Source organism: Paenibacillus dendritiformis (assembly GCF_945605565.1).
GTDB classification, from domain to species: Bacteria; Bacillota; Bacilli; order Paenibacillales; family Paenibacillaceae; genus Paenibacillus_B; species Paenibacillus_B dendritiformis_A.
This window is the reverse complement of record NZ_OX216966.1, coordinates 3,569,495-3,596,135: the sequence shown is the minus strand read 5'-3', so window position 1 is coordinate 3,596,135 and position 26,641 is coordinate 3,569,495. Positions and strand designations below refer to the sequence as shown.

Genomic DNA, 26,641 nt, shown 5'->3' with positions numbered 1-26,641 from the left:
ATAGTCTGTATCTATGATTTGGAGGGAGAACTCCGGTGGAAGTAAGACAATTGCAATATTTTCTCATGCTGTGCCATGAGCTTCATTTTTCGGAAGCCGCTTATAAGCTTGGCATCTCGCAGCCAACATTAAGTCAGCAAATTCGCGTCTTGGAAGATGAAATTGGCATGCCGCTGTTCGACCGAATCGGGAAAAAAACAGTGAAGACGGAAGCTGGCGCTATCCTGGAACATTATGCTTCCCATGCCCTTCAACAGCTCGAAAATGCGAAACATGCCATTTCAGATCTTACCCAGCGGCACGCCGGGCATTTGCGCATCGCCGTATTGCCCTCCGATCTGGATTACCGGCTAACTTCATTGCTGATTGATTTCCATAAGCAATTCCCGCTGACCAAGGTTCAAATCATCCCGTCGATTCAAATCGTGGATCAAGTCCTGGATAACGAAGTGGATATCGGGGTTGGCCTGGCGATCAAGCCGGACAGCCGGCTGCATCGCATCCCCATTTATACCGAGACCTACTGTCTATATGTTCATGAAGGCCATCCCTTGGCTGATCGGGATATGCTCCTTCCTCAGGAATTAAGCTCGATTCCGTTAGTAATGTACCCTAGAGGCTTCTACGGACGCGAGTTAATCGAGAACTGGTGCAAGGAGCAAAATACGAGCATCGACACGATTATGGAAACCGGCTCCACCGCATCGTTGTTCCAACTCGTGAAGGAAGGCATCGGAGGGTCGATTCAGCCAAGCCGGTTAATCTCCCATTTCCAATCCCTGGGGGTTCGCTCCATTCCCATTAAGGGATCGCCGGTTCGAGACTTGGAGATATATTATCGCAGCGACAAATACATCAGCATGGCTGCGAAGGTGTTCATGAAAAAGGTTGAGGAATTTTTTAAAAACGAAGTGCCTGAGTAAGGGCGGACTCGCTTCAGCAAGAGTGGAACTTCAAGCGGACAGAACGTACGGCGTTTTGTACACAATGACGAGAAGACAGCGAAAGCTGAACAAGCTGACACCGGTGGAGTACCAACGCCAGCTTGCAGCCTTGGGGCTTTTTTCAATGTCTACAAAATTGGGGCTTAACCATAACCTATGGGTGGATTCATACTTTTCAGATCAAAAACTTGTCCACGAAAACTTGTACGGCTGTAGCTTCCAAGCGCTCTTGATTTTCGCAAAGCTCCAGAATGTCCGCCACTTGCTTTGCGGGGAAACGCGTCTCCAAATTGTTTTTAAATTTCTTTTCCAGCAACGGGATGCCTTCCGCTCTTCTGCGGCGGTGGCCGATCGGATATTCAACGGCCACGTTGTCCGTCTTGGAGCCGTCCTTGAACATCACTTGAACGGCATTGGCAATGGAGCGCTTCTCCGGATCGAGATAATCCTTGGAATATTGCGGATTTTCCACTACCGTCATCTTCTCCCGCAAGGCATCGATACGCGGATCTCTTGCTATGGAATCTTCATAATGATCCGCCGTCAGCTCACCGAAAATAAGGCCGATTGCCGTCATGTACTGCAGGCAATGATCGCGGTCCGCCGGGTTGTACAGCGGTCCTTTTTTATCGATGATGCGGATCGCCGATTCGTGTGTGGTGATTGCAATATGGTCGATGTCTTCCAGCCGGTCCTTGACGTCCGGATGCAGCTGAATCGCGCATTCCACGGCCGTTTGCGCATGAAATTCCGCGGGGAACGAAATCTTGAACAGCACGTTCTCCATGACATACGATTTGTAAGGACGCTGGAACTTGAACTCGTTGCCTTTAAAGAGAACATCGTAGAAGCCCCAGGTTTTCGCCGTTAAGGCGGAGGGATAGCCGATTTCGCCCTTCAGCGACATCATGGCCAGACGCACCGCGCGACTTGTCGCATCGCCTGCAGCCCACGATTTGCGAGAGCCCGTATTAGGCGCATGACGGTACGTGCGAAGGGATTGTCCGTCGATCCATGCGTTGGACACCGCATTCATGATCTGCTCCTCGGTTCCGCCAAGCAGCTTCGTAACAACGGCGGTCGAAGCCACTTTGACGAGCAGGACATGGTCCAGTCCTACGCGGTTGAAGCTGTTTTCCAGTGCGATCACGCCTTGAATTTCATGCGCTTGAATCATGCCCGTCAAAACGTCCCGCATCAACAGCGGAGCTTTACCTTCCGCAACGTTCTTCCGGCTTACATAATCGGCAACGGCTAGAATGCCGCCCAGATTGTCCGAAGGGTGCCCCCATTCCGCAGCCAGCCACGTATCGTTGTAATCCAGCCAACGAATCATGGCGCCGATGTTAAATGCGGCTGTAACGGGATCCAACTGGCAGGAAGTACCCGGAACCTTGGCACCGTTCGGCACGACCGTTCCCGGCACAATCGGTCCGAGCAGCTTCGTGCACTCCGGGTAACGAAGCGCCAGCATGCCACAGCCGAGCGAATCGATTAAGCAGTATCGGGCGGTTCGGTACGCTTCCTCGCTATCAATTGTCTGGCCTACATAAGCGGCGATATCCTTAATCACTTGATCCGGATCAGGTCTTACATTGCTGACATGTGACGACACAATGCATTCCTCCTAACGAGTACTTATGCTCTCGATTCCATCGGCAGCCACGGCTGCGGTTCTGGACCGATATATTCCGCGTTGGGGCGAATCAACTTGTTGCTCGCTCTTTGCTCGATGATGTGAGCAGACCACCCGCTCGTGCGAGATATCACGAACACGGGCGTGAACATCGTCGTCGGGATGCCCATCAGGTGGTAAGCCGAAGCGCTGTAGAAGTCCAGGTTCGGAAACAGCTTCTTCTCTTCCCGCATCACCGATTCAATCCGTTCGGAGATGCGATAAAGATTCATGTTCCCTGCATGCTCCGACAGTTTGCGCGACCAGACCTTAATGACATCGGAGCGCGGATCGGAGACGGAATAGACCCGGTGCCCGAAGCCCATGATCCGTTTTTTCTCCTGCAGCATCCGGCGCAGGCCCGCTTCCGCCTCATCCGGCGTGTGGAACTGTTGGATCAGTTCCATAGCCGCCTCGTTCGCGCCGCCGTGCAGCGGACCGCGCAGCGTGCCGATGCCTGATGTAATCGCCGAATACATATCCGACAAAGTAGAAGCGGCGGTGCGGGAGGCAAAGGTCGAAGCGTTGTATTCATGCTCCGCATACAGAATCAAAGAAACGTCCATCGCCCGCTCATGCAGCGGTTCCGGCTTCTTGCCGTGCAGCAAATGCAGAAAATGTCCGGCGACGCTGCTGTCGTCCGTTTCCGTCTCGATTCTAGCGCCGGTCTGGGCAAAATGATACCAGTACAGCAGCATCGAGCCGAAGCTGGCCATCAAGCGGTCGGCAATATCGCTTTGGCTGCGTCCGGTACCCTCAGGTTCCATGGTGCCGAGAACCGAGCACCCCGTGCGCAGTACGTCCATCGGGTGCGATCCGGCGGGCAGCTGTTCGAGCACCCTCTTCAGACCAGCCGGAAGTCCGCGCAGGCGCTGCAGCTTCGAGCGATAAGCGGCCAGTTCACTGGAAGAAGGCAAAGTTCCGTAAATGAGCAGATAGGCCGTTTCCTCGAAGGTCGCATGCTCGGCCAGATCGTAGATGGAATACCCCCGATAATTCAGGCCCTTACCCTCTTTCCCCACGGTAGCAATCGCCGTTTGGCCGGCGATAATTCCGGCTAATCCGCCTTGTTTTTTCGCCGTTGTCATTCATTGTCCCTCCTTGCCGGCAGCGAACAATTCATCCAGCTTTTTTTCGTACTCGTGATACTTCAAAAATTCATACAACTCGTTGCGTGTTTGCATCATATCGATGACGCTTTTCTGCGTTCCTTCGCGGCGGATCGTCTGGTACACCTGTAAAGCCGCGGCATTCATAGCGCGGAAAGCGGACAGAGGATAGAGCACGAGGCTGACGCCGGCGGCTCCAAGCTCCTCCACCGACAGCATCGGCGTTTGGCCGAATTCCGTAATATTCGCAAGAATCGGCACGTTCACGGCTTCGGCGAATTTCCGATATTGCCACACTTCGGTAACCGCCTCGGCAAAAATCATGTCCGCCCCGGCTTCCACATAGGCGGCCGCCCGTTCGAGCGCAGCATCGAGCCCTTCGGAAGCCAGAGCGTCCGTGCGCGCCATAACGACGAAGGAGCCATCCGTCTTGGCATCGACAGCCGTCTTAATCCGATCGGCCATTTCGTCCTTGCTCACAATCGCTTTGTTCGGCCGGTGCCCGCATCGTTTGGCCATCACTTGATCTTCGATATGCACGCCCGCCGCCCCGGCTTTGGTCATTTCCCGGATGGTTCTGGCAATATTGAAGGCGCTTCCGAATCCCGAGTCGGCATCAACCAGAAGCGGCAGGTCGACCGCCGAAGTGATGCGGCGGACATCCTCCGTCACATCGTTCAGTGTCGTAATGCCCAGATCTGGCAAGCCGAAGGAAGCGTTGGCCACACCGGCCCCGGACAAATAAATCGCGCGGAAGCCTGCGGACTTGGCCAGCATAGCGGCATAGGCGTTAATCGTGCCAGCCACCTGCAGCGGCCGCTCCTCCTCAGCAGCTTGACGCAAACGAAAGCCTGGAGAATCTAAACGGGTCATACTTGCCACATCCCTTTCCTTTCCTTTTCTATCTTCTTTCCTCTTTCAACGAAGCTTGGACTGCCCTTTCGGAGCAAAATGAAGATCGGAGCATTAGCCCGCCTTCAGCCTTCCTCATTGCCGACGAGCGCATTGGCAAACTCCTTCCCTCTAGTGATATGCAAACGCAGAGAAAAATAGAAATCAGGGAACGCATCCTGCAAGGAACGAATCACCCGAGTCATCGAATGCAAATGCTGCTTCAATACCTGGGACTACGGATCACCATACAGCGAATTTTATTTTTTGCATGTTCGTCTAAAAATTAGGAGATGGATGCCAGCCATGGTGAAGATTAATTGTGTGAGGGAGCAGGCGGACGAATGAAACAATATGGGCGGTTGGCACTGAATATTGAAGGGTTTTCGTGTATTTCGAATCGTGGTGCAGGAACTGCTGATTCTATATAGATGGAAGGAGTCTATGCTGATGGTCGGATAACGAACAGGGAGGGAGCAGCGGGGCTTGGTTTATCAGAACACACTCTACCCATTGAAGTAAAGGAACGAATCGTCGAGCTGTACACAAGACGTCTGGAATAAAAAAGGCGAGTTCTGCGTCGCCACGCAAACCCGCCCAGAATCATCCGTGGAAAACCACGTATGATTCAACTAAAACTAAAATTAAGCGTACCACACCTCGTAAGGCCGGCCTCTGATCACACAAGTGACATTTTCACAGACGATTGACAGTCCTATGCCCGCGCATCTATATTCTGTAATTCCCGGTGTTGAACACTGGCAGAAATCCTTTTACCTTATATCATCACGTTCACCCTTGAAGGCGTTACACCTCCCGCTTCTCGTTCGGCCGGTAGATGATTCGTTGATAATCCCAATCCTTCGTATCCATATCTCCCAAGAACATTCTTTCATGCTCTGGCACGAGCTCATATTTTTCTTTGAGATTGGCGCGAGTGAATTCGCTTGGATGCTCCAGGTACATAAAATAAGCCTCCCGGCAGGCTTCTAAAGAGGATTGTTCGCCCCTTAGCTTCTTCTGCATATCGAGCAATTCGGTATATTTGTCTTCAATCTTGGTCGAGTACAGAGATCGCGAAAAAACAACCTCGCCCAAATCAGGAATCAAAACAGCCGTTGGCGCTTCGAACGAAGTGAAAAAGGTTCCCTCCTCAAATAATGCCTTCACTTCTTCAGCTTGATACGCCTGTTCATGCGATGCGTCATACCTGACGACGACTCCGTCCTTGTAGATCACCAGATTGACTAAGCAGTTTTTATCCCCTTCTTTCATAAAAACGGAAAATCCATTGCCTTCGATGGTGTCATAAAACAATTCTTGCGCAACATAAAAATTCGTCGCCGTCGGGGAGTGTGCTATTCTTCTTTCTTCGCACAGTTTCTTCTCGCGAGCGGTGATCGTATAAATATTTTCCCATTCCGGATTCAGCGTTTTGACTTTGCTCTCAATATGTCGGAAATAGGTCTCGTTATTGAATAACCAATTGGCGCTTTCCACCGTATATGAGCCCAACCCATGCACAGAAAGATGTTCTCCAGCGGGAATAGACGGCGACAACCAGTTGGAATGGATTTTATCCCTAAGGCCCCTCAAATCAACAAGCTCCCAGCAATTGACCATCCCATCTTCATACACGTCAACATCAATATAAAAATAGTGGCCCCCATTATTAATGATTCCCGGAACGACCGTGCCTTCAATGACTTTCGTTCTTCGAATTTTTTGCATATTCTCACCTCAAACAATGTTAAAAATTCTGATAGTGGGCTTAACGGAGCTATTCCCAGGGATCACTCCATATGTTTCAATGTCCTTGAACGGGCCGTAAATTGCCAAAAATAGAGAACTTTTTTAGCAACTCTACTTTCAAGAACTGGTGCGATAGCTAATCTAAACAAGTTAAGCTAAAGTATTGGTATAAAAAAGTAGAATGCGATAACGGGATGACCCGACCCGATACTGTTTTTATCATGAGGGGCCTACTTACTGATTAACTTGATAATATCTTTCTGGAACTTTTATATCCTTCCTTAGCCTTTTAACTTCTCTTCTTTTCATATCCTCAACAATATTCGTTACGCGCAGGGCGTTCACGGTGGATGTCCAATACCCGGTCGCGCAATACGATCCGCATCGCGATCAATCCTACGCCTTTGTCATCTCGACGATAGATGGGGCGGCCGTGGAAGTGGCGTTGAAGGAGGACTTCCTTCCGCTTGAATTCTACGACTTCTTGGCCAAAGGCCGCAAGCAAGCAATGACGGTTAAGGATATCGCGCGCTTTGACAAGCTGAAGCTGGATCTCTCGAAGCAAGCGTTGGCTTTGCCACAGGATGAGCTGCTCGATGTGAAGCGGCTCTCGTAATTCCGGCGGACCTATTGGCGCGGGAACCCGCCTGCGTTCGGAAGCAGGTCAAGGGGGAGTTAATCCTGAAGCGTCAATAGGTCCCCGCAGAAGTGAAGCTGCCCTTCCCCTTGAGATAACAATCGAAAAACTCCAGTATGATTCGGTTCATCGTCTCAATACAGTAGTAGGCATCAATCTCAGCCCTGCCGCCCTGCAGCATATTGGCAAGCATCGGTGAAAAGAGTGCCAGATCGGTAAGACTCATATGCTTGGCGCCTTGAAAATAAACGGTATAAACTTCTGTGCCATGCTCATCAATTGTTTTATTCGCCGCATACGTCGAATTGCTATTGAGCTGTACCCAGACACTATCAGAATACATATTAAGCAGCGGGGTCGTGTAAGGCTGGCCGCTTGCCGCAAGGTCGTCTGTCTCTCGATTGTAGACAAGCTCGCTGAACAGCGGGGCGTCAATATTTACAACGGCGCCTATATCATCCCGCTCCCTGCCGAGCGACACACTCGCTGCACCGCCCATGGAGTGGCCGAATACACCTATTTTTTCGGTATTCACCAATTGATACACGTTCTCACTGCCAGTTTTGGCTTTTTCCAGAATCGTATCGATCACAAAGTTCATATCATCCGTGCGCAGCTTCATCCATTTTTGAATAAGCCCGTAGTTTTCCTCAATCGTGTACACGCCCTTGTTGGCATTGTTGACTTCCTGCATATATTCCGAATTGACGAGTACGACTGTTCCGTCGACCGATGCCGTATAAAAGGAATGATAAGGATGATCAATCGAACACACCACATAGCCGTGGCTTGCAAGCTCCGTATAGGTAGAGGCGTTGCTTTCATTGATGCCGTAGGCTCCATGCGAGAATACCACAAGCGGGTAGGTTCCGTCTGCATTGTCGGGATACCAAAACCCAACATTGACGACTCGGTTTTCTCCCGTGCCGGTAAACTGTTCAATGCGGTTTTTGTCCATATAGGTGTAAGATACGCTTGCGACTTGATACTCCCCCGTAACTTGCGGCAATGCATACTGCGGGAATACGAGGGCGGGAGTTACAGCCATTGCGACAAGCACAAGCATAACGACAGCATGTCTGACAATGCGGCCGCATCTGAATTGTTGCCGCTCCTCCTTGCTGCGTAGCAGCGTTCTCACTCCAAGCACTGCCCAGACAAGCAGCAGCAGGCCAATCCCCACCCAGCGGAAGCTCCACTCCATGACCGAAGCCAGCGTGAACATAACGAATACGGCAAACGCGCCGATTCTCATCATGCCTCTGACTTTGTTCTGATTCGACTTTGTCCAAATGCAATATACAGCAAATGCTGCCTCAAAAACGGCTGCAATAACCAACAGAAGGATCCCCATGATCCCAGCCCCCTTTGTTTATCTTGTGCAGCATCAGCATACACAACCCCGTGCGCAGGGTAAATATGCATTGCGGTATGCTGCATGATAAGCAAGGTAAGCTGTAAAAAAAACGGGGTATGCTGCTGCTTCCCCGCCTTACTGTTCATCTGTTTTTTTAAGCTTCATTAGTTGCTCATTGATTTCCCTAGCGACTTGGCGGTCATTGTTCCATCCAAGCAAACAGACCAGCATGTATATGATGGCAACTTGTAATGCAAGTATCGTTGCTCCGGCTGCTCCCGTAACCCAGCCCATTCTATTCGTGAAAATAAGCAGCACGGCTTCCACGATAATAAAATGGATCAGGATTCGCATACGCATTCCCTTTTCACTGCTTGTGGAGGGAAAATAAAAGAGAAGACTGGGCAAAACGCCCACCAATGCACACATCATGATTGCGTATATATGACGGAGACCGAGCGAAAACTCCGAAGCATCCAGGTCGTTCATCACGGCATTTAGGTGATTAAGCAGCGAGACACAAATAACAATGCCTGCAAAAATAAGCAAGTAATCTCTTGCCATTCTTTTTACAATCGCTGAAAAATTCATTTTCATCCCTCCCTATAGTCCAAGCATCGTTTTGAGAATCGGAACATATTGACGTGATACCATAACCGTTTCCCCATTATCCATTCTTGCCTCGAACCTTCCGCTCAGTGACGGTTTGATGTACGAAATTTTGGCGATATTGATGATGCTGGATTTCGATGCGCGGAAAAATTTCCGTCCCTCACATAACTGTTCGAGCTCGTATAGCTTCTGTTTCGCTTCAAACACGTTATCCCGGCAATACATAAACACCCTGTTATCCACCGATTCAAAATAGTACACATCGCTAAGCTTGATTTGGTGAATCGCATCTTCATGAAAGCCCATTAGCACCTTGTTTTTCACTTTGATCCGGCGCACAACGCTCAAGATTTCCTCATTGACCTCATGACATCGTATGATGATTTCTTCTTCCTCTTGAATATTGATTTCTTCGATTGATATTTTCATCGCTTCTTTTTCCACCGCCTACTTATGTACTCCGACTATCCATTCATATCCCTCTCTATTAGGTTATGTCAAGCGCTAATCGCAACAAAGACGGCCCTGATTTCAACGTCAGGGCCTGTTTATACCAACCTATATACTCTCCTGCTTTATTGCATCGATAATGTTCTCCTTTTTTACTTTGGCGCTGGAGTAGAGCATCGCTGAACTAACAATGACAAACACGGCCGCGATAACATAAATAACACTCATCCATGGAAATACAAATCCATAGTTAAATTTGTTCGTCATCGCTCTGTAGATCAAGTACATCACGACGAAGCTGCTAGGAAGCCCGTAACACAGCGACTTGATTCCATAAAAGATGCTTTCATAGTTCATCATTTTGTTAAAGCCTTTTGGAGTGATTCCAACCGATTTCAGCATCGCAAATTCCCGCTTGCGCAAAGAGATGCTCGTGGAGATCGTGTTAAAAATATTCGCCATCGAAATTAATGAAATTAATGCGATAAAGCCGTAAGAAAATACGGACATCAACAGAATCTTCTGTTCGTTCTGTTTTCGATATTGATACCTATTGTGAATTTTCAAATCCGTCTCTTTCATATCTTCAATTTTCTGCTGCGTTTTTATTGGATCCGAGCTTTTCAGGTAGAGGTAGGTGTGAATTTCATCCTTCCCCTTATCGTACATCAACTGATCCATGATTTGCTCTGACACGATAATATTTAACCCGCCTAACCCTTCTGTAACCATCCCCATCGGATATTGATCGGTCAGTGCAGCTATTTTCACTTTGTTTACAAGTATATCTTTTGCTGCTTCCCTATCAAAAACTGTAGAAATGACATCGATACTTTGGCCAACTTTCTTATAAATGGCCTTCGCCTCGACGTATTTTTCGGTTTCCATATCTTTATAGTGAATCGTATCAATTACAATCGCCGCTACATGTGTTGGGTCCGTTAGCTGTTTGTAATCTGCACCAACTGCTTTAGCATAAGCCTTCAGGTTAAAATCATTTAATGCATTTATCCGAATAAAGTAAGGATATTTTCCATCCCTAAGCCTGCTTTGATCCTCCTTTACCATCTCTTTCAATTGATCAGCGATTACTGCTTCTTCTAACCAAGCCTCCCCGTATAACTCGTGAATGACGCTGTATTCCTGTACATCATCAAGGGATACAATGGATTGAAGCAACCGATCGTCTATTCTTTTTTCATTGCCGTACGACACTTGAAGATCATAATTGACGCCATCCTGTGAGAGTACCAAGGATTGTTTCAAGCTGACTGTGAAAAAGGAGACGACAAGAAAAAGAACGATACTAACAGCGAGTGAAAATACAATCGCGTTGTATCTTCGCTTGTTTCTTTTTAAGTTTTTCAACCCTATCTCTGCTTCGATTCCGAAGAGCCGGCGAATGAACATCGGCGTCCTCACGCCTTTCCCCGCAAGCTTCACATCGGTGGTTTGGCGAATCGCATCAATGGCGGAGATCTTAGACGCTTTTATGGCTGGGAAATACGTTGAAATGAAAATCGTCAGCATCGAAACAGCGCAGGCAATCAAGAGCGACAGCGGCGTGACGATGATCGTTAATTTTTCCGTAATCCCCAGTGCCCCTTGAAGTATGGAGTTAATGAACCACAAGGTCATCCCAATCCCGACAAGACCGCATATCATTCCTGTGGGAATACTGATCAACCCAATGATGACACCTTCAAAAAATACGGAATTTCTCTTCTGCCTTTTCGTAGCCCCTACGCTCGCAAGCATCCCTAAATGACGGGAACGCTCCGAGACGGAAATCGCAAACGCATTATAGATCAACGAAACCGAACCGATCATAATGACTGCCATAATAATGGCTGATAAGGAAACCAACGTGTTTTGCGCAGCTTCGCTCTTGGCCACGCCATAATAGTGAAGCAACTCGTGATTATATTGGACGGATTCGATGTTATTGTTCTTTGCCAAATTTTCCGCATGAGCGAACAAGGAACCAGTGACTTTCTGCAAGACAACCGCCGCATTGACTTGATTATTCGCCCCCAGCAGGTTCTCATCCACATAGCTAATCACCGTATATCCCGGCGCCCACGTCGGTTCCCAGGCAGGGCGCTTGATGATGCCGACAATCGTGTACTCCCTTGTCGTGACATTTTGTAAGGTCTCGGTCACATTGTCATTTTCCACTCGCAATGCTTCCCATTGATTCAGCGGCTTATCCGTGCCTTCAGTGAACCGTTCGCCAACCTGGAGAGCGAGTTGATCGCCGATCTCGTAGTTGACCTTTGCGTTCGTTGCGATGGCTTCGGAAATCACGACTTCCTTGTCTGTGCGCGGAAGACGCCCCTTGCTCAATTCAATCGGGAATTCCGCTAAACCTTGTGCATTATACTCCTTGATGAACAAATATGGCTTGCTTGGATTTTGACCTCCTGCCAAAGGAGCGTAGCCGCGATCTCTTATGAGCACAACGGTTTTTGTTGCATCATCATTTTTAATCGCTTCAAGTTGTTCCCTGTTTACATCCTTGTAGAGGACATGCCATTCCCCTCCATCCGCGATGGTTTGCCTTTTCATGACATCCAAATAAGAAAAAGCTAGCGTGGCCACAGCCGTCACCATCGCCACCGAAATCACGACGCCAATGATGGTGACCAGCGTTCGTTTCTTGTTGTGCTTCATATGTCTGACGGTGAGTCTATTGACGATATTCATGGGCGAATCACCTCATCCTTGGCGATCCGTCCGTCTTCAATCGAGATGACCCTATCCGCTTGCAGAGCAATCCGTTCATCATGGGTAATCACGATCAGCGTCTGTTGATAGGTTTTGTTGCACATTTTCAGTAAGTCGATGATCTCGCTGCTATTCTTGCTGTCCAGGTTGCCGGTGGGCTCATCCGCCAGCATAATCGCCGGATTGCCAATGAGCGCTCGGCCAATCGAGACTCTTTGCTGCTGTCCGCCGGATAACTGATTCGGCAGGTGGTTCAGACGCTGCTGCAGGCTCAATGTCTTGACGAGATCGTCAAGCTGCTTCTTATCCACCTTCTGCTTATCAAGCAAGAGCGGCAGCGTAATATTTTCTTCGACCGTCAGGACGGGAATCAGATTGTAGAACTGATAGATCAAACCGATTTGCCTGCGTCGAAAAATCGCTAACTGCGTTTCATTCAAGCTGTACATGTCCGTATTATCGACGAGGATTTTGCCGCCGGTCGGCCGGTCCACGCCGCCTAACAGATGCAGCAGCGTCGATTTCCCTGAGCCGGATGGGCCGATAATGGCGACGAACTCCCCTTTTTGGACCGAAAAAGAAACATCATCAAGCGCTTTAACCGATGATTCGCCCTTCCCGTATATTTTAGACAGATGTTCGATTTGTAAAATGGTCATGGTACAACCTCCATAGATTTGCTGATGGAACTCATTTTATCTGTCTAAAATGACTTTGCAGTGACTCGGAAAATGACAGTTTAGTCACCTGGGCTTAAATCACCTGTTTATAAAATTTAATCCGAAACTGCGTCCCCTTGTCCTTGTCGCTCGCTACGTCAATCACGCCGTTCTGGCTTGTAATCATGCTGTGGGCCATCGACAGACCAATGCCGATGCTGCCCTCGCTCGCATTCTTCCCTTTATAAAACCGTTTAAAAATATAGGGCAAATCTTCCTTCGGGATTCCTTTTCCGTTATCTTCGATAATGATTTCCGTAAATAACGCATTTTCCGAAAAAGAAACGGCGATCGCTCCGCCTTCCTCCGTATGCTCGACACAGTTCTTCAAAATATTGATGAGCGCTTCGGCCATCCACTGGAGATCGCCAAGAAATGTGACGGTATCTTCTCCCTGAACCGAAACCGATATATCTTTAATATCCATCGGAATGAGAACGGGCTCTAACGCCTTTTGCACGAGCATGTTCACCGGTACCCGATCTTTTTTAAAGGAAACCGTCTTTGCTTCAATTTTCGAGAGCTTGAGCAAGGAAGTGACCAGCCAATCGATTCGTTCCAGCTGAATCCGGATATTGCGCGTAAACTCCGTTCTTTTCGCTTGAGGCAGCTCGGGATCGCGCAACAAATCGGCCATGACCGTCATGGAAGTCAGCGGCGTTTTGAGCTGATGCGAGATATCAGAAATGGCATCGGTCAGTTGGATTTTATCTTGCTGCAAAAGAGAGCGGTGCTCGGACAACATGAGTGTCACTTTATAAATATCGTTCTTTAAAATGCTAAGCTCGCCTTCTTGATTATCGCGAACATCAAGCGAATCATTGCCGCTGCTAATTTGGCGCAAATAGGAAGACAGCTTTTCGATTTCGCGGTATCTCCACCGCGTGAATGCGAGGCTGCTCCCCATAAGCAAAGCGGAAGCAGTGAACACGAGCGCCGCAGCGACTGGCGATATCCAAGCGGCAGCAACGGTCGCCGCCAAACTGATGGAGCCCATCGCTAGCAGTAGAATTTGAATCTCCCGATTCCGCAGCATCTAATCACCAACCTTATAGCCCAGACCGCGCACCGTTTTGATTAGCGTCGGGTGCTGCGGTTGATCCTCCAGCTTTTCTCGCAGCCTTTTGATATACACCGTTAATGTATTATCATTCACGAAGTCCCCTGCCACATCCCAAATCTGCTCTAACAGCTGAGTTCTTGACAGCACCTGCCCAACATGGTTACCGAAAATAAGCAGCAAGCGATACTCTAAAGCCGTCAGCGGAATTTCCGTGCCGTGTTTATACACCTTTCCTTCGAGCGTATTAATGCGAATCTGATCGATCTCGATAATCGACCTGGTCTGAGACGGCTTATGGTATCTCCGTAAGACGGATTTGATTCGCGACAGAAGCTCGCGAACGCGAAAAGGCTTCGTAATATAGTCATCCGCTCCCATATCCAGCCCCATCACGACATTGACCTCATCATCAATCACCGTTAAAAAGATGACCGGAATATCTCTCCGCTCTTTGACGAGCTTGCACAACTCGTAGCCGCTGCCATCAGGAAGGGATAAATCAAACAAGCATAGCGCGAATTGATCCAGATTTTCTGCGATCACTTGTTTGGCTGATGCAATATCATGGCAAAGCACAGTAGAGAAATGATCCTGCTGTAGTGAATATTCAAGACCGGACGCGATCGTTTTATCATCTTCCACCAACAAAATTTTCATCTGACGATCATCCTAACTCTATTTACTTTGAGAAAACCATAGATAACATTCATTCTTGAACTTCGTTCCGACATTATAACAAACGGATACCGTTTTGATAATACTATAAAGAGGATGCGGTTGAAGGCAACCCGGCCGGCGGAGAAACGCGAAGGATTGCGGGGTTAGTAGGATGGGTGGGAGAGAAAACCCTTATAGGGCAAGGGTTTTCGGGGTTATTAGAGGGAGGGCAATTCAATCATCCGTTACTTGCCTAAGGCTCTTACTATATTTTCTCGATACTCGGTTCCTTCTCTTTCAATTCGAGAGCATTGTCCTGCACTAATATATTGATATACAACTCGCAATATAAATCCTGTACACTATGATCATCGTAAAAGACCTTAAGCTTAACCTTTTCCTGCTTCATATTTCTAGGGTCGCCATGCAAAGAAAAGCAAGTCAACGGGATCTCGTCCTTCCACTTCAGATTCCACTCATAACCGTAGAGCTCTAATAAGACTCGAATGAATTTTAGTTTGTCTAGAGGTCATTTGTTTTGGTCCTATCCAACAATTTTGTCGGCCGCTCTTCTATTTACGCACTAGAGTTACAATAGCTATAGGTTAAAATAGCTGATAATAATACCGTAAGTGATTAGTGGTCCTCCAATCATGCTTAACATGAGTACAAAATTACCTTGTCTTTCAGTATAGTCTCTATTAAACTTACTTCTGATCTTACCGCTCTCAAGTCTTAAATGTCCCCAATTAATTACGATAATACACATGAAAAATAATAAATTGAAAAACACGAGCCAAAGACTATTTGGTTTATGTAGATCCATACTCGATTCAAGACCATCTGTATACGTTTCTAATCCAAAAAAACATACACTGAGAACACATAAAGAGCCGTTTAGTTTCCTGGCCCACTTGATAACTCTCCTTTTATCGTTGTCAGCCAGTCGAAAAATAAGTAAAGTAAAACTGTAAAAAAGGATTACGGATATTATAATGATTAATACGTCTTTCATCTTTCCTCCCGCTCTCGCCTTCTATTTTCTCTTAAATTTTCTTCCCAAATAATATACTGCAGTAAGGAAGACGGAAAAAACATTCTGTCCGCTTGCTTTCTATCCATATATTTAGTCATTCTATTTTTGATAAATTGTTTAACATGTACCAACTTAATATGTAGACAATCTGTTCTCGGTGAAACTTTCTTTCTTGAAAACAAAACTTTACTTACTTGATAATTTTCGACTTCTAACTTAGAACTCTTGGACAATTCTCTACTGTAACTGTTCAAGTCACTTATAAAACCAAACCTTCCCAAAGCTTTATATAGGTTTGGTTCACTGAAGATATTTTCGTGATTAAAGTTTAAACCTGTTTTTACTTCACAAATTAATCCGATGATACTCCCTTTTGGAAAATGACTCAATAATGTGGCATCCCAGTCTTCTTCTCTTCCGCCAACGTCTTCATATACATATGGAAAGCGAACTGCCAATAAATCAGCGTCCGATGTCCTGCTTGCAGTATCATGATGTAATACAAAATTGTTTATGATAAAAAAACCATTTAATCTCAAGTACCAATAAACTAATTCTTCCCCAAAATTCCTATCCATTCTCTTCGTCCCTTTACACGTAATTCTCCATGGTTACAACATACTGTGAACCGTTTATACTACAAAAATAATAGAAACGAGATTATTACAACAAATACGGCTGCAAGATATCCGTTTACTACTGTTGTTATGTTAGGTTTGCCTCCGCTAATGATTCTATCTTCAATCACATAGGGTCCTCCATAAAGCAATCCAAGTGCGGTCGCTTTCTTTGGAATATGAGGAGCATATACGATGAAAGCTTCCTTTCTTCTTTCAAAGTCATTGTCTGTGGTTGACCATTCAGTACAAAAATGCCTCTTCTCAATCACATCTTTAAACTGAAATGTGTACTTTTCGAAATCAGTCCAATCCTAAGCAGTTTAATCGTTCTCATATATTTTCTTTGGATGAAAAGATAATAAACACCGTACATGATGAGAAAAGGTATAGCGAGAAAAATATCAGTTCGGTTCGCTCTTAAGGAATTGAAAAGAGAAACATACATGAGCATGTAAACAAAATATGGGCACTATTAATTTTGCGCCAAAAGGTCCGAAGAACAGATTCATGTGAACCGAGATCGGAATTTTTCTTTGATACATCATTTAACTGCTCCCTTGCTACAAACCGGCATCAGCTCTGTATAATGCTGTGAACAGTTATTACGTTATCGGCTATCTGCGCATCCTAACTCAACACTAACAAACACTCTTGCCACTCTCCCCTAAGTATAACTCCATTTCATAATAGTGGAAACGTATAATACAACAAAGGACAGCAACTTTCATGCTGTCCTTTTCTCTTCTTATTTGATTACATTTAAGCCAAAGCATTGACCTGCTTCACGAATTCTCTCATCAGCTGCGGCAAGTCGTTCCATGCATGGCCTGAAATCAGGTTGCGATCCACGTGGAACCGGGTTTCCATATACTTCGCCCCTGCCGCTTCCACTTCCGGACGGCAAGCGAAGTAGGCCGTCATTTCCCGCCCTTTGATCTCTTCGGCGATCACGGTCAGCGCCACGCTGGCATGGCATAGGATCATGACCGGTTTATCCTGCTGGAAGAAATGGCGGACAATCCGCGGGAAATCTTTATGCAGGCGAATATGCTCGGGTGCCCGTCCGCCCGGGATAATCAGGGCATCATACTGCTCGGGATCGATCTGCTCAAATGAAGCATGGGCTTCCAACTGGTAGCCCTGCTTTTCCGTAAACGTCTGCCAGTCTTCAAAATCGTGGACGACGGTACGCAGCACTTTCGCATCCGTCGGCGAAGCGATGGTAGCTTCGAATCCTTCCTCCAAGCAACGATAATAGGGATAGTATGCTTCCAATGCTTCGACGGCATCGCCGGTCAGAATCAGCACTTTTTTAGACATTGTCGTTTCACTCCTTTACAATATAAGAAGAATGATGTTCGATTAACGCCATTATATCCCGTATCGCGAGGTGCGGGAAGAATGCACTTTTTTGTGCGGTGGTTACGAAAAAGGTACTATTGGATAAGAACAACGAAGAGGTGTAGTGTATCGATGACGGACATACGAAAAGAAATCAAGGAAAAGCTCAAAAACGGTGATTTTACCTGTTCTAAGGAACTGACCCTCTCCATGTTCAGCGGCAAGTGGAAGGTGGTCATCCTGTGGCATCTCGGGGTGGAAGGGCCGCATCGCTTCAGCGAGCTGCAGCGCCTGTTCCCCAAAATTACGCACAAAATGCTGACGAGCCAACTGAAAGAACTGATGGAGGACGGCATCGTCCACCGGGAAGTGTACCCGGAAGTACCGCCGCGCGTGGAATACTCGATGACCGAACTGGGGATGACCCTGCTGCCGATCATTCAGATGATGTACGATTGGGGCGAGAAGCGGATCGCTCAACTCAAGTTGGAAATGGGAGAAGCCGGCTCGGAAGAATGCTCCGCATCATGCGACATGGGATAGCCCCATGAAAAGATAAATCTTCCTCCCCTTGACAGCTTTCTGCGAAACATCGCATTCCCAGCACTTTGTCATGACATATGCTCTCATACGTTTAACTTGGAAATATCGAGCTCCATCTCTACAAGATCCAAGCCCGGCGCGAAGCCGTCCGGGGCGACCCTTTCCGCAGTGAACCCGAATCGTTCGAAAAAACCGCGGCTGTATTGCGACGTCTCTATCGTCACGAGGGAATATTGCGGCTCCGCCGCAATTCGCCGCAACCGCTCGGCCAGAAGCTGTCGGCCGAACCCGCATCGGTGAAGGTCGCGACGGACCATTCCCCAGCAGAGCACGGCAGCCGCGGGATCTTCCTCTTCAGCCGCGTACCCGCCGCAGGCGACAATGGTGCCTGTCTCATCTTCCATCACGAAGTAAGGCCCTTTCAGGTCATCGAGATAAGCATCAAAATCTTTGCGCTCAACGGCTGCAAAATAATCAGGAACATTGCTATCGAATAGCTCCTGGCAAGCCGACCTGTCTGCGTCCCGATATGGGCGCACACTGATTCGTCCCCGTGCTTCCAAAGCGTTCATGTTTTTCCCCCCTTTTCTTATAGACTTCGTAATTTTTATAACCCTCTTTATTCCAAACTAATCCCAATCCATGAAAGGCTCAATCTCCAGCTTCTCTTTCCGGCACTCCGGACATACCATCACCGTTGCTTCCGGGTCCAGGTCTTCCAACGGTTCAAACGTCAGCGGCTCCGCACACCGGGGGCAGTCATGACACAGTTCAAACTGATCGGTATCCGCGTGAATTTTCAAGTACAAGTCATTATGAAGATAGCCGCATTGTTGGCACACGTAAATCACATCGCAAGCGGTATGTACCGCACTATCGTCATCGATAAATGAGGCAGCTCGCTGTCGATCCTCTTCTTTCTTCAATGCCGGCAAGAGTGAACTTACATATACATGGCTGAACCCGATCCCTAAAAACATATTGCTGCGGTACGCGCAATGCCCGCATTTTAACTGATAAGCTATTCCCATATGATTTCCCGCTTTCCTTTGAGCCTTTGTTTCTGACATATGATCTGTGCGCTCACTTGACCGGAATTTTGTACATCTCCACCGCCAGCTTGAGCGATTGATTGAGCTGACGAATAGCAACAAATGCGGGCTCTAACGTGTCCTCGATTCCATCGACAAATAGGTCGATATGGAATTTCAACGTCGTCCCCAATTGCCTGCCGTAAGGCGTTTCCGGGGGAAGCGCGAAGGGACGCAATTGAATTTTTGTGCCTCCCCGCGCGCAATCCCGGATGAACCATGCAAGAAATTCCAATGACTGCAAGCCTTCGCTTGTATGGTCAATGGCGAACTCGAACTGGATAAGAACCTCGTTTTCAAGCCCGCCTCCCGTCCGCCACAGCGCGGCATGAGGCAGATGAGCGCATGCGGAGAGCGGCAGCATCTCCGCATTGATGGGCTCCAGGTTCTCGACGCCGCTTTCGATCGCGGATATTCCTTGAAGTTGAAGAATCGTATCATGAAAATTGGCAATATCGATCGGATAATGGGTCATCGGTTCCTCCTGATGTGGATGTTTTTAGCAGATGCCTTACTTATATTCCATCTTTAATTTCAATAATTTGTTTAATATGTCTTTGTTCATGCAAGTACAGTGATCTAACCCATTCAATTAATAACATCTCTTTAAAAACCGGGTGTACAAAATGTCTTCTTCTTAGCAATGATGGGTCTTCTACTCTGTTTAATACTTCGTTTAACTTCTCTCTTGATTTATTTAGTTTCTCAATTATTTCTTTGACTTCTAATATTTCATCATCCGGTTTAGCAATGTCAGGAGCTTCTATCTTATTACTTCTATTTATTAAAAGTTCCCATTGTGGTTTATTCTCGATAAACGAATCTTCTGTACACTTTAATCCTTTCTTTATTGCCATGACATATAATTCTTCTGTCTTACTTAAGTGTTGGCATATCTGACTAATAGTCCAACTGTTTGGCTCTTTCCGTTTGTTTAATTCATCCCCACTCAATGCATTAAGAATTCCTAGTAATTCGTCTCTTGTTTCTTTTAATTTTTGATTGATTTCGTTAAGTTCCATGGATAACTTCCTTTCTTTTTATTACGTTAATGGATTCTCACTAAATCTCTCCCATAAGCGCGGATACCTTTCTTCAAGGTCGTCTTTTTCCCAATCAATTTCAATTTCTGGTGACATAGATTCGTGCCCCCGAGCTTCGAGTTCATCCCAAAATTCTGTACTAATCTCGTCGTTATATTCAAACTCACCGGTTTTTTGATAAATGTACGCATCTGAAGCGACGGATAGCATCTCTTCTAACTGAGGAGCAAACTCATCCTCTTCCAAGTATTCGTCTGTTAAATAGTCTGCAAGAAATTCGGGATTCTTTATTGCCTTAGTAAAAACTTCTTCTCCTTGCGCAATTAACCAACCTCTGAAGTAATCAAAGCCGTCATCGGAACATCCTCCCATGATGACAAAAGCTGCTCCCCACAACGAAGATGTATAGGATTGTTGCAGCTTATTTGCAAGCTCGATTTCGAAATCAATAATCTCATTTACTGGCTTCTTTGACAGCTCAACGATTAACCATTCTATTTGTTTTCCGCCTTGTTTTTTCGAATTACTTATTAATTCCCAAAAGACTTTATCCGTCATTAAGAATAGCCTCCCTAAAGAGTATGTCAGTGCCTTCTTCGAAAATCTACACTATACTTGAGTGCGTTCGATGTCTTGTAAAAGGATACGGATATTTATGGTTTGCGCTGTTTCCTAGTTATTCGAAGAACCATTCATTATTCCATTTCTTTTGCTGGAACGTATGATTGATCTCGGATTACGACAGTTTCCGGTCTAAAACATATCAATACATTGCTGTCATCTAAATTGCGAAATCTTGGATCCCATCGTTCTTCATGCGGACCTAAATATCGTGACAGTAATCGATATGCTATCTCATGATCAAATGATTTAACCTCTGCATGACCTCTAAATCCTGCATGTAAAACAAGTCCACGATAAAGATCAAAATCAACAATTCCAATTGCACATTTTGGATTTTTCTGTAATCTCTTTGGAAAACTATCTGTCGAAGTAATTCCAATAATCCATATCCGTTCTCTTTCCCAATGAAACCAAACTGGAGAGTCTCGAGGACCCTCTTCCGACATGGTTGACAGATGAGCAAATAACGGTTTCTTTAAGAAGGTATCTAAATCAAAACTTCTTCCCCCAAATCTAATTATTCTCATGATTTTTCCCTACCTTTGAATAATTGAGAGGCTGGTTTCCCTTATTGACGACGTGACCCGGCCCTTAGATAGCTCCTATCTTAGGCCGGGTCGTATGTTGTCTGAGTCATCTTCCATGATTATACATCTGATAACTTAGGGACGAAAGCCCCGCAGTATGAATACCCTTGACATGATCGTAATATGAACCTATTTCATCATTATTCTGCTAATCTCTATTTAGACAAAATGATGCCTACGCCTTTCCCGAATTCTCTTTCATTAGTATCCTTAAAATTCAACATAATCTAGAGTCTGATCTGGCTTTAAACAAGTTTCTATCCGTTGTCTAAAGTTCATAAAAGTTACCATCTCCAAGGCTTCTTCTATTGGAAAAAATCCAGTCTCTAAACTTTCATTCGTGGTTATGGGTTCTCCACCAATCTTTCTCGCAAGAAACAACGTATTGCAAATCGATTCCTCTACATTTTGGTAGATCCCACAAAATCTAATGATTTCTATGTCTACTCCAGATTCTTCTTTTGTCTCTCGGATCGCTGCTTGAGCTAAAGACTCTCCTTCTTCGACTTGTCCTCCTGGCATTTCCCAGCCTCTTTGAGGACCTTTAATGAGTAATATCTCGTTTTTATCATTCAGAACAATTGCAGCAGCTGAAACAAAATGTTTGGGGCGGGTCATAAAATCTACTCCTTTAACCGAGAGCCTTAGCGCGAATGCGCTGAGGTTCGCAACGGTAATCACATCCTCGCTTCATACTTTCAGGACCGAGGGACGTTAGCCCCGATGCATGAATCCGGTAGTATTTAATGCATCGCCATCTTTAATTTTGTTGTTCTTCACCAGAATATTAAACCATTTGATGCAACTCTCCATCCTTGACTTGTCTGTTCAAAATCAAGAATTGGAAATCCATCTTTAATGACACCTTCAAGAGCTACACGATAATGAAGCTTGACCTTTGCTTTATTTCCACTCTGTTGAATTGTAACTTCTTGTATAGAATCAGTTGATTTTGAAGTGTATCCTCCATCAAATAACTCAATAAGGACACCTTCCTTATCATTATGTATATTAAATTGTTGTATAATTTCGTCAATGTAGTTCTGAGTGAAGTATGGTGTAAGTTTATTTGTGATATCAGTAAGTGTTTTTGCATCGCAAATATAAGAGTAATAATGATCATGTGACTCAATCCCTCCACATCGAGTATGTATCGCTTTAGTGGGATCCAACTGACTGAAAACAATGATTGAAGATAATTGATTCTCACCTTCAATGGTTAATCTAACAGCTTCTTCTTTCGTTAATTCATTTACTGCAATCGTCGTATTGTTCCCAATCAGTAACATTTGTAATGAACTTATTAGGATTATTAGTAGTATCTTCAATTTTATCCCCCTGAAATGTTGAATTTTTGTGAGTAACTGATAAATATTGCAATAATTTCACCTAACGTTCTTGCGTTCCTGAATCCAAGATGCTTAAAAGAGCGTAGCGATTGGGTGGCTTCGCCACTTAGCCTTGAAGGGTTGTCTGCCTGTCCACTTCCTTTGTTAACTCTTCGGGTAGACTAAGGGCGCCCGCCGCCCGCGCGTAGATACGGTGTTATATGATGTGGGGGCCATCCTGAAATACCTTCAAGCATCCATTTCCTTGTCTTCTCCAAAGTAAAATCCTCTGAGCTTTTTATCAAAAAAGTTCTTTAAGTTCCCTTGATTAATTGAATACATTACTTGCTTTTTCTTTACATCTGTTCTTGTTATAAATATATTTTCAAGATCGTATTGAATGCGAATCTCTTTTCTTGACTTTAATCTAATTAGAATGCCTGCACTGATATTAGAAGGAATTCGATGTAGTTCTATTATTTCTGATTCGGGTGTTGAGTTAATCCAACTCGTAATATTACTAACATCGTCCTGATTTAATTCAACGTCTTCAAAGTGAACTGTAGCGCCATTTCCAATTCGAGTATAAACCGCTTTAGACATCTGTGTACTGGAAATGTCTTCGACTGAGATCTCTTTATTCAAACTTTTGTCACTAATGACATTGTTCCAATCCTTCTGGAATAAGTAAAACACAGCGAATAATAGTATGAGTAGCAAGATTGCTTTTGTACTGTTTTTATTGTTTCTAATCACTCTTCCCCCCCCAAGTGACAAGAGTATATTGCTTTCAATTCTGCAAAGAGTACTTCCTCTTATGGTATTAGACGAAGCGACCCAGCCTTAGATAACTCTTATCTTAGACTGGGTCGTTTGTTGACTGACCTTCTTCCATATCGTAAGTTCTACAGATTCCGGGGTTTGTTCCGTACAAATCCCCATTCCCCTTACTTTTTCTTAATAGGTATCCATATTTCGCTTTTAAAATTTGGCGAAGTTATATCCTTATGCTCGTTCCACAGGATTTCCGGCCCTTTGCTTAGCTCATAGTCTGAGGACGGAAACCATTCGGAATAGATGCGTCCCCAGACCTCCTGAAGTGCATTTGGATAAGAGCCGACGGCCGTGAATACAGCCCATGTGGAGGCCGGTACCTCCAGTGACGCCAAGCCATCCGGAGCCTCTTTCGTCGTAGCCGCACCAATATAGTGATCGAGTTCCCCTTTCTCCTCCATCCGTCCTTCACTAAAATTCGCAGAAGCACTGATTAGTCCCGAAGGCTGAACATTCGACAAACCCTTAATCATTTTAATAAATTCTGGTGTCAAATCTTCCACCATCGAGGCAATTTCCGGATTCACCCCATCGAATATCATGGGTACTCTTTTTTTGATCCCAACGATTCGAAAAGCCTCTTTGTCTTCAATGCGGTAGTTCATTTCGCTTCCTCCTTTAATGGTCAACTGAAATGTCATCCGAGGGAAGGCTTTGAGAGACTGTCCATGGAACCTGGCTTCCGAGGGAGTAATTCCATGCATACTTTGAAAAGCCCTAGTAAATGAATCCGGTGAGGTATATCCGTATTTCAAAGCGACATCGATGACCTTGATGTCACGATGACTTAACTCTAATGCTGCTAGCGTCAGCCGTCTGCGGCGGATGTATTCCGACAGAGTAATGCCTGCAAGGAAGGAGAACATGCGTGTAAAATGATATTCCGTACAGCAGGCAATCCTCGCGGCCTCCTTATAGTCCACAGGCTTCGTCAAGTTCTCCTCGATATAGCTCAAGGCCTCGTTCAGTCGTGCCAGCATATCCATGATAACGCCTCCCCTCAGTAACCAAAGCATAGCAGAAACGGTATTTCTCCTCCCGACATTCCGTGCACCATCCTGCAGGGTAAATCCTTTGCAGCAGACCATAAAGAGGCTTTGAAGTTTTATCGAAGCATGAATATGGTGTTATCTAACGTAATTCGACCTCTTCGATTATTACAACAAGAGATCCATCACTTTAATATCTCTTATGTTATTAACGATAATATCCGCTCTTGATAAATCTTGATTTCCTGAATTCTGATTAATAAAACCTATACATTTCATTCCTGCCGCTTTTGCTGCTTGTACACCATTTTTAGAATCTTCAAGCACCCAACATTCATTTGGCTTAATATTCAATTGATTTGAGACTTCAAGATAAATGTCAGGAGCTGGTTTGCCTTTCGTCACTTCTTCACCGCTAATAATGCTGTCAAAATATTCGAAAAAGTTATACTTTCTAAGAACCTCGTTAATGAAAGCGATTGGTGATGATGAAGCGAGTCCAATTAATATATTGTTTTTCTTTAAATCAAAGATTAATTCTTGAATTCCTTCAATAGGTGCCAGATCAGTTGATCTAATCCATTCAATTTTTGATTTGAGTTGGTATTCAATAATCTCTGATACAGACTGAGGGAGACTGTATTCCTCTTTTAGAATGCTCCACATTTCTGGATTCGTCATTCCTACAAATCTTTCAAGTTCATGAGGAGCAATGGTCACTCCAAAATAATTCATGGTTTCAACATCAATTTCAAAATGGATCGGTTCACTATCTATAATGACGCCATCCATGTCAAAGATAAATGCTTTCAATATTTACATCTCCTTATCATGTCAAATAACGTTCTTGTATCGATGAAGCCGAGAGGCTTAAGGCGTCGCGCCGGGTCCATCGGACTTAGCCTCACCAAGTTTGTTCGATTATATACTTCTATGCCAGCCACTTCTCACGACCAAGGGTCGAAGTCCAGCAGAGCAGATATGGTGTTTGGTGAAAATGCGGAGAGTCTATACTAGTAAAATCCCATCTCATTCTAACAAGCTGATCAACATCTTCATTTGTTGCCAATCGGATGTTCATCGTGTTCCTCCTCGAGAGCTTTTCTAAAGATTAAGTTCTTCTTTTATCATCTTTGCTACAAGCTTGAAATTTGTAAGGTTTGCTAGGCTTTGTCCTACTGTCATTTTTCCAACTGCCTGCGGGCCAAATAATATTAAAATGTTGTTTCTCCAGAAGTTCCAGACCCAAACCACCGCAATCTATAACCTTCTCTATATCGTTGGCGGGCTTTTTCGATGAATGAATCATTTTCAAAATGTATATATCCAGCTAAGTATAATGCCTTTAAGTAGTCATTAAATTCTTCCTTGCCTGGAACCATATCTTTTTTATCGATTCCTGTAAAAATATCTATTTCAATTAATAACAGTTTTGTTCCTACTTGTATTGTTCCACCCGACATATATATATGATCTTCTGAATTAAGTATAAGGTTACATCCATCTCCGTATGTACAATCTTTGTAAAATTCTATTTTTTCATCTGGAGACTCAAGGGTAAGAAGTTTTTCTACCCCGTCACTGTTACGGAATAGATAGGCTGCAACGGCAGTATGAAAATCTGCACATGGGTCTTTTTTTAAGTCAGCAAATCTATTTACGTCTACTTGTGTTGCCGAGTATTGTTTTATTAATCTTTCACTGATCTGTTCCAATGTAAAAGGATTGGGGATATTTAGGGTTAGGTATTTTTCATATAGTTGATTTATATCAGGTTGCATATAGAATCTCCCTCTTGGTATAAGTTGAACAAAAAAGATCCACCGCTCTATTAGACTCCATTCGCACACAGAGACGGTCAATGATTGCTTGAGGTTCTTTCAACACCGTGCAATAATCGACGGTGGCGAGCAGGTTTACGCCGCGATCTTTACCGGTTGTCCGAATCACCCGTTGTTTGCCCTTCTCAAACCACGTTCGTTGGAGGGCCTGATAGTCTCGGATCATGCTTT

General features: G+C 45.3%; 29 protein-coding genes. 3 read left to right on the top strand and 26 right to left on the bottom strand.

All coding sequences use genetic code 11. The features are described from left to right. Positions 1-35: 35 nt before the first annotated feature. A complete protein-coding gene (locus tag NNL35_RS15855; RefSeq protein ID WP_006674611.1) occupies positions 36-923 on the top strand; it encodes a LysR family transcriptional regulator in 888 nt (295 codons plus the stop codon). Positions 924-1,119: 196 nt separating this feature from the next. Here NNL35_RS15855 and NNL35_RS15850 read toward each other — a convergent pair whose 3' ends face one another. The 4 genes from NNL35_RS15850 to NNL35_RS15835 all read right to left on the bottom strand — a co-directional run bounded on the left by NNL35_RS15850 (position 1,120) and on the right by NNL35_RS15835 (position 6,350). Beyond that, positions 1,120-2,559, bottom strand: coding sequence for a bifunctional 2-methylcitrate dehydratase/aconitate hydratase (locus NNL35_RS15850; RefSeq protein WP_254553591.1), 1,440 nt, complete (start codon positions 2,557-2,559; stop codon positions 1,120-1,122). A gap of 23 nt (positions 2,560-2,582) precedes the next feature. Further along, positions 2,583-3,707 carry a bifunctional 2-methylcitrate synthase/citrate synthase gene (gene prpC / locus NNL35_RS15845; RefSeq protein WP_006674613.1) on the bottom strand — a complete coding sequence of 375 codons (1,125 nt, stop codon included), beginning with the start codon at positions 3,705-3,707 and terminating at the stop codon, positions 2,583-2,585. Next, positions 3,708-4,601: a methylisocitrate lyase gene (prpB, locus tag NNL35_RS15840; RefSeq protein ID WP_006674614.1), complete on the bottom strand. Its 894-nt coding sequence runs from the start codon at positions 4,599-4,601 to the stop codon at positions 3,708-3,710. A gap of 825 nt (positions 4,602-5,426) precedes the next feature. After that, entirely contained in the window at positions 5,427-6,350 is a 924-nt protein-coding gene (locus NNL35_RS15835) for a DUF7638 domain-containing protein (RefSeq protein ID WP_006674615.1), read from the bottom strand. A 367-nt stretch (positions 6,351-6,717) separates the two neighbouring features. On the opposite strand from NNL35_RS15835, the gene NNL35_RS15830 reads away from it, so the two are divergent. Beyond that, positions 6,718-6,987, top strand: coding sequence for a hypothetical protein (locus NNL35_RS15830; protein ID WP_006674616.1), 270 nt, complete (start codon positions 6,718-6,720; stop codon positions 6,985-6,987). 73 nt (positions 6,988-7,060) lie between these two features. Here the strand turns inward: NNL35_RS15830 and NNL35_RS15825 are convergent, their stop codons facing one another. The 9 genes from NNL35_RS15825 to NNL35_RS15785 all read right to left on the bottom strand — a co-directional run bounded on the left by NNL35_RS15825 (position 7,061) and on the right by NNL35_RS15785 (position 17,569). Then, a complete protein-coding gene (locus tag NNL35_RS15825) occupies positions 7,061-8,266 on the bottom strand; it encodes an alpha/beta hydrolase family protein (RefSeq protein WP_254553590.1) in 1,206 nt (401 codons plus the stop codon). Between the two features lie 234 nt (positions 8,267-8,500). Then, positions 8,501-8,956, bottom strand: a complete 456-nt coding sequence (locus NNL35_RS15820) for a DUF3021 family protein (RefSeq protein ID WP_006674618.1) — start codon at positions 8,954-8,956, stop codon at positions 8,501-8,503. A 12-nt stretch (positions 8,957-8,968) separates the two neighbouring features. Next, the gene (locus NNL35_RS15815; RefSeq protein WP_006674619.1) at positions 8,969-9,421 is read right to left on the bottom strand and encodes a LytTR family DNA-binding domain-containing protein; all 453 of its coding nucleotides are present in this window, start codon (positions 9,419-9,421) and stop codon (positions 8,969-8,971) included. Between the two features lie 114 nt (positions 9,422-9,535). Then, a complete protein-coding gene (locus NNL35_RS15810; protein WP_254553589.1) occupies positions 9,536-12,133 on the bottom strand; it encodes an ABC transporter permease in 2,598 nt (865 codons plus the stop codon). After that, positions 12,130-12,813, bottom strand: a complete 684-nt coding sequence (locus NNL35_RS15805; protein ID WP_006674621.1) for an ABC transporter ATP-binding protein — start codon at positions 12,811-12,813, stop codon at positions 12,130-12,132. Before NNL35_RS15805 ends, NNL35_RS15810 begins: the two co-directional genes overlap by 4 nt. Positions 12,814-12,907: 94 nt before the next feature. Then, on the bottom strand, positions 12,908-13,909 hold the full coding sequence (locus NNL35_RS15800; protein WP_006674622.1) for a sensor histidine kinase: 1,002 nt from the start codon (positions 13,907-13,909) through the stop codon (positions 12,908-12,910). Next, entirely contained in the window at positions 13,910-14,593 is a 684-nt protein-coding gene (locus NNL35_RS15795; protein WP_006674623.1) for a response regulator transcription factor, read from the bottom strand. A 1,011-nt stretch (positions 14,594-15,604) separates the two neighbouring features. Continuing rightward, complete coding sequence (locus NNL35_RS15790; RefSeq protein ID WP_006674625.1) at positions 15,605-16,207, bottom strand: hypothetical protein; 603 nt, start codon at positions 16,205-16,207, stop codon at positions 15,605-15,607. An 801-nt stretch (positions 16,208-17,008) separates the two neighbouring features. Further along, a complete protein-coding gene (locus tag NNL35_RS15785; RefSeq protein WP_006674626.1) occupies positions 17,009-17,569 on the bottom strand; it encodes a DJ-1/PfpI family protein in 561 nt (186 codons plus the stop codon). 153 nt (positions 17,570-17,722) lie between these two features. Between NNL35_RS15785 and NNL35_RS15780 the strand changes: the two genes are divergently transcribed. Then, on the top strand, positions 17,723-18,133 hold the full coding sequence (locus tag NNL35_RS15780; RefSeq protein ID WP_006674627.1) for a winged helix-turn-helix transcriptional regulator: 411 nt from the start codon (positions 17,723-17,725) through the stop codon (positions 18,131-18,133). Positions 18,134-18,216: 83 nt separating this feature from the next. On the opposite strand, the gene NNL35_RS15775 is transcribed toward NNL35_RS15780, so the two are convergent. The 13 genes from NNL35_RS15775 to NNL35_RS15715 form a co-directional block, all read right to left on the bottom strand. Beyond that, a complete protein-coding gene (locus tag NNL35_RS15775) occupies positions 18,217-18,705 on the bottom strand; it encodes a GNAT family N-acetyltransferase (RefSeq protein ID WP_006674628.1) in 489 nt (162 codons plus the stop codon). A gap of 57 nt (positions 18,706-18,762) precedes the next feature. Further along, the gene (locus NNL35_RS15770) at positions 18,763-19,068 is read right to left on the bottom strand and encodes a phage terminase large subunit family protein (protein WP_254553588.1); all 306 of its coding nucleotides are present in this window, start codon (positions 19,066-19,068) and stop codon (positions 18,763-18,765) included. A gap of 148 nt (positions 19,069-19,216) precedes the next feature. Beyond that, positions 19,217-19,699: a hypothetical protein gene (locus tag NNL35_RS15765; RefSeq protein WP_006674630.1), complete on the bottom strand. Its 483-nt coding sequence runs from the start codon at positions 19,697-19,699 to the stop codon at positions 19,217-19,219. 40 nt (positions 19,700-19,739) lie between these two features. After that, entirely contained in the window at positions 19,740-20,246 is a 507-nt protein-coding gene (locus NNL35_RS15760; RefSeq protein ID WP_006674631.1) for a DinB family protein, read from the bottom strand. 21 nt (positions 20,247-20,267) lie between these two features. Beyond that, positions 20,268-20,825: a DUF4240 domain-containing protein gene (locus NNL35_RS15755; protein WP_006674632.1), complete on the bottom strand. Its 558-nt coding sequence runs from the start codon at positions 20,823-20,825 to the stop codon at positions 20,268-20,270. Positions 20,826-20,962: 137 nt separating this feature from the next. Continuing rightward, entirely contained in the window at positions 20,963-21,418 is a 456-nt protein-coding gene (locus NNL35_RS15750) for a pyridoxamine 5'-phosphate oxidase family protein (RefSeq protein WP_167539888.1), read from the bottom strand. A 270-nt stretch (positions 21,419-21,688) separates the two neighbouring features. Next, entirely contained in the window at positions 21,689-22,096 is a 408-nt protein-coding gene (locus tag NNL35_RS15745; RefSeq protein WP_006674634.1) for an NUDIX hydrolase, read from the bottom strand. A gap of 158 nt (positions 22,097-22,254) precedes the next feature. Next, positions 22,255-22,806, bottom strand: a complete 552-nt coding sequence (locus tag NNL35_RS15740; RefSeq protein WP_083835461.1) for a DL-endopeptidase inhibitor IseA family protein — start codon at positions 22,804-22,806, stop codon at positions 22,255-22,257. A 249-nt stretch (positions 22,807-23,055) separates the two neighbouring features. Next, positions 23,056-23,409, bottom strand: a complete 354-nt coding sequence (locus NNL35_RS15735; RefSeq protein ID WP_254553587.1) for a hypothetical protein — start codon at positions 23,407-23,409, stop codon at positions 23,056-23,058. Between the two features lie 344 nt (positions 23,410-23,753). Beyond that, on the bottom strand, positions 23,754-24,626 hold the full coding sequence (locus NNL35_RS15730) for an AraC family transcriptional regulator (protein WP_006674637.1): 873 nt from the start codon (positions 24,624-24,626) through the stop codon (positions 23,754-23,756). 171 nt (positions 24,627-24,797) lie between these two features. After that, positions 24,798-25,442: an HAD family hydrolase gene (locus NNL35_RS15725; protein WP_006674638.1), complete on the bottom strand. Its 645-nt coding sequence runs from the start codon at positions 25,440-25,442 to the stop codon at positions 24,798-24,800. A 118-nt stretch (positions 25,443-25,560) separates the two neighbouring features. Beyond that, a complete protein-coding gene (locus NNL35_RS15720; protein WP_158000414.1) occupies positions 25,561-25,710 on the bottom strand; it encodes a hypothetical protein in 150 nt (49 codons plus the stop codon). A gap of 133 nt (positions 25,711-25,843) precedes the next feature. Further along, the gene (locus NNL35_RS15715; protein ID WP_006674639.1) at positions 25,844-26,410 is read right to left on the bottom strand and encodes a hypothetical protein; all 567 of its coding nucleotides are present in this window, start codon (positions 26,408-26,410) and stop codon (positions 25,844-25,846) included. Between the last annotated feature and the right edge of the window lie 231 nt (positions 26,411-26,641).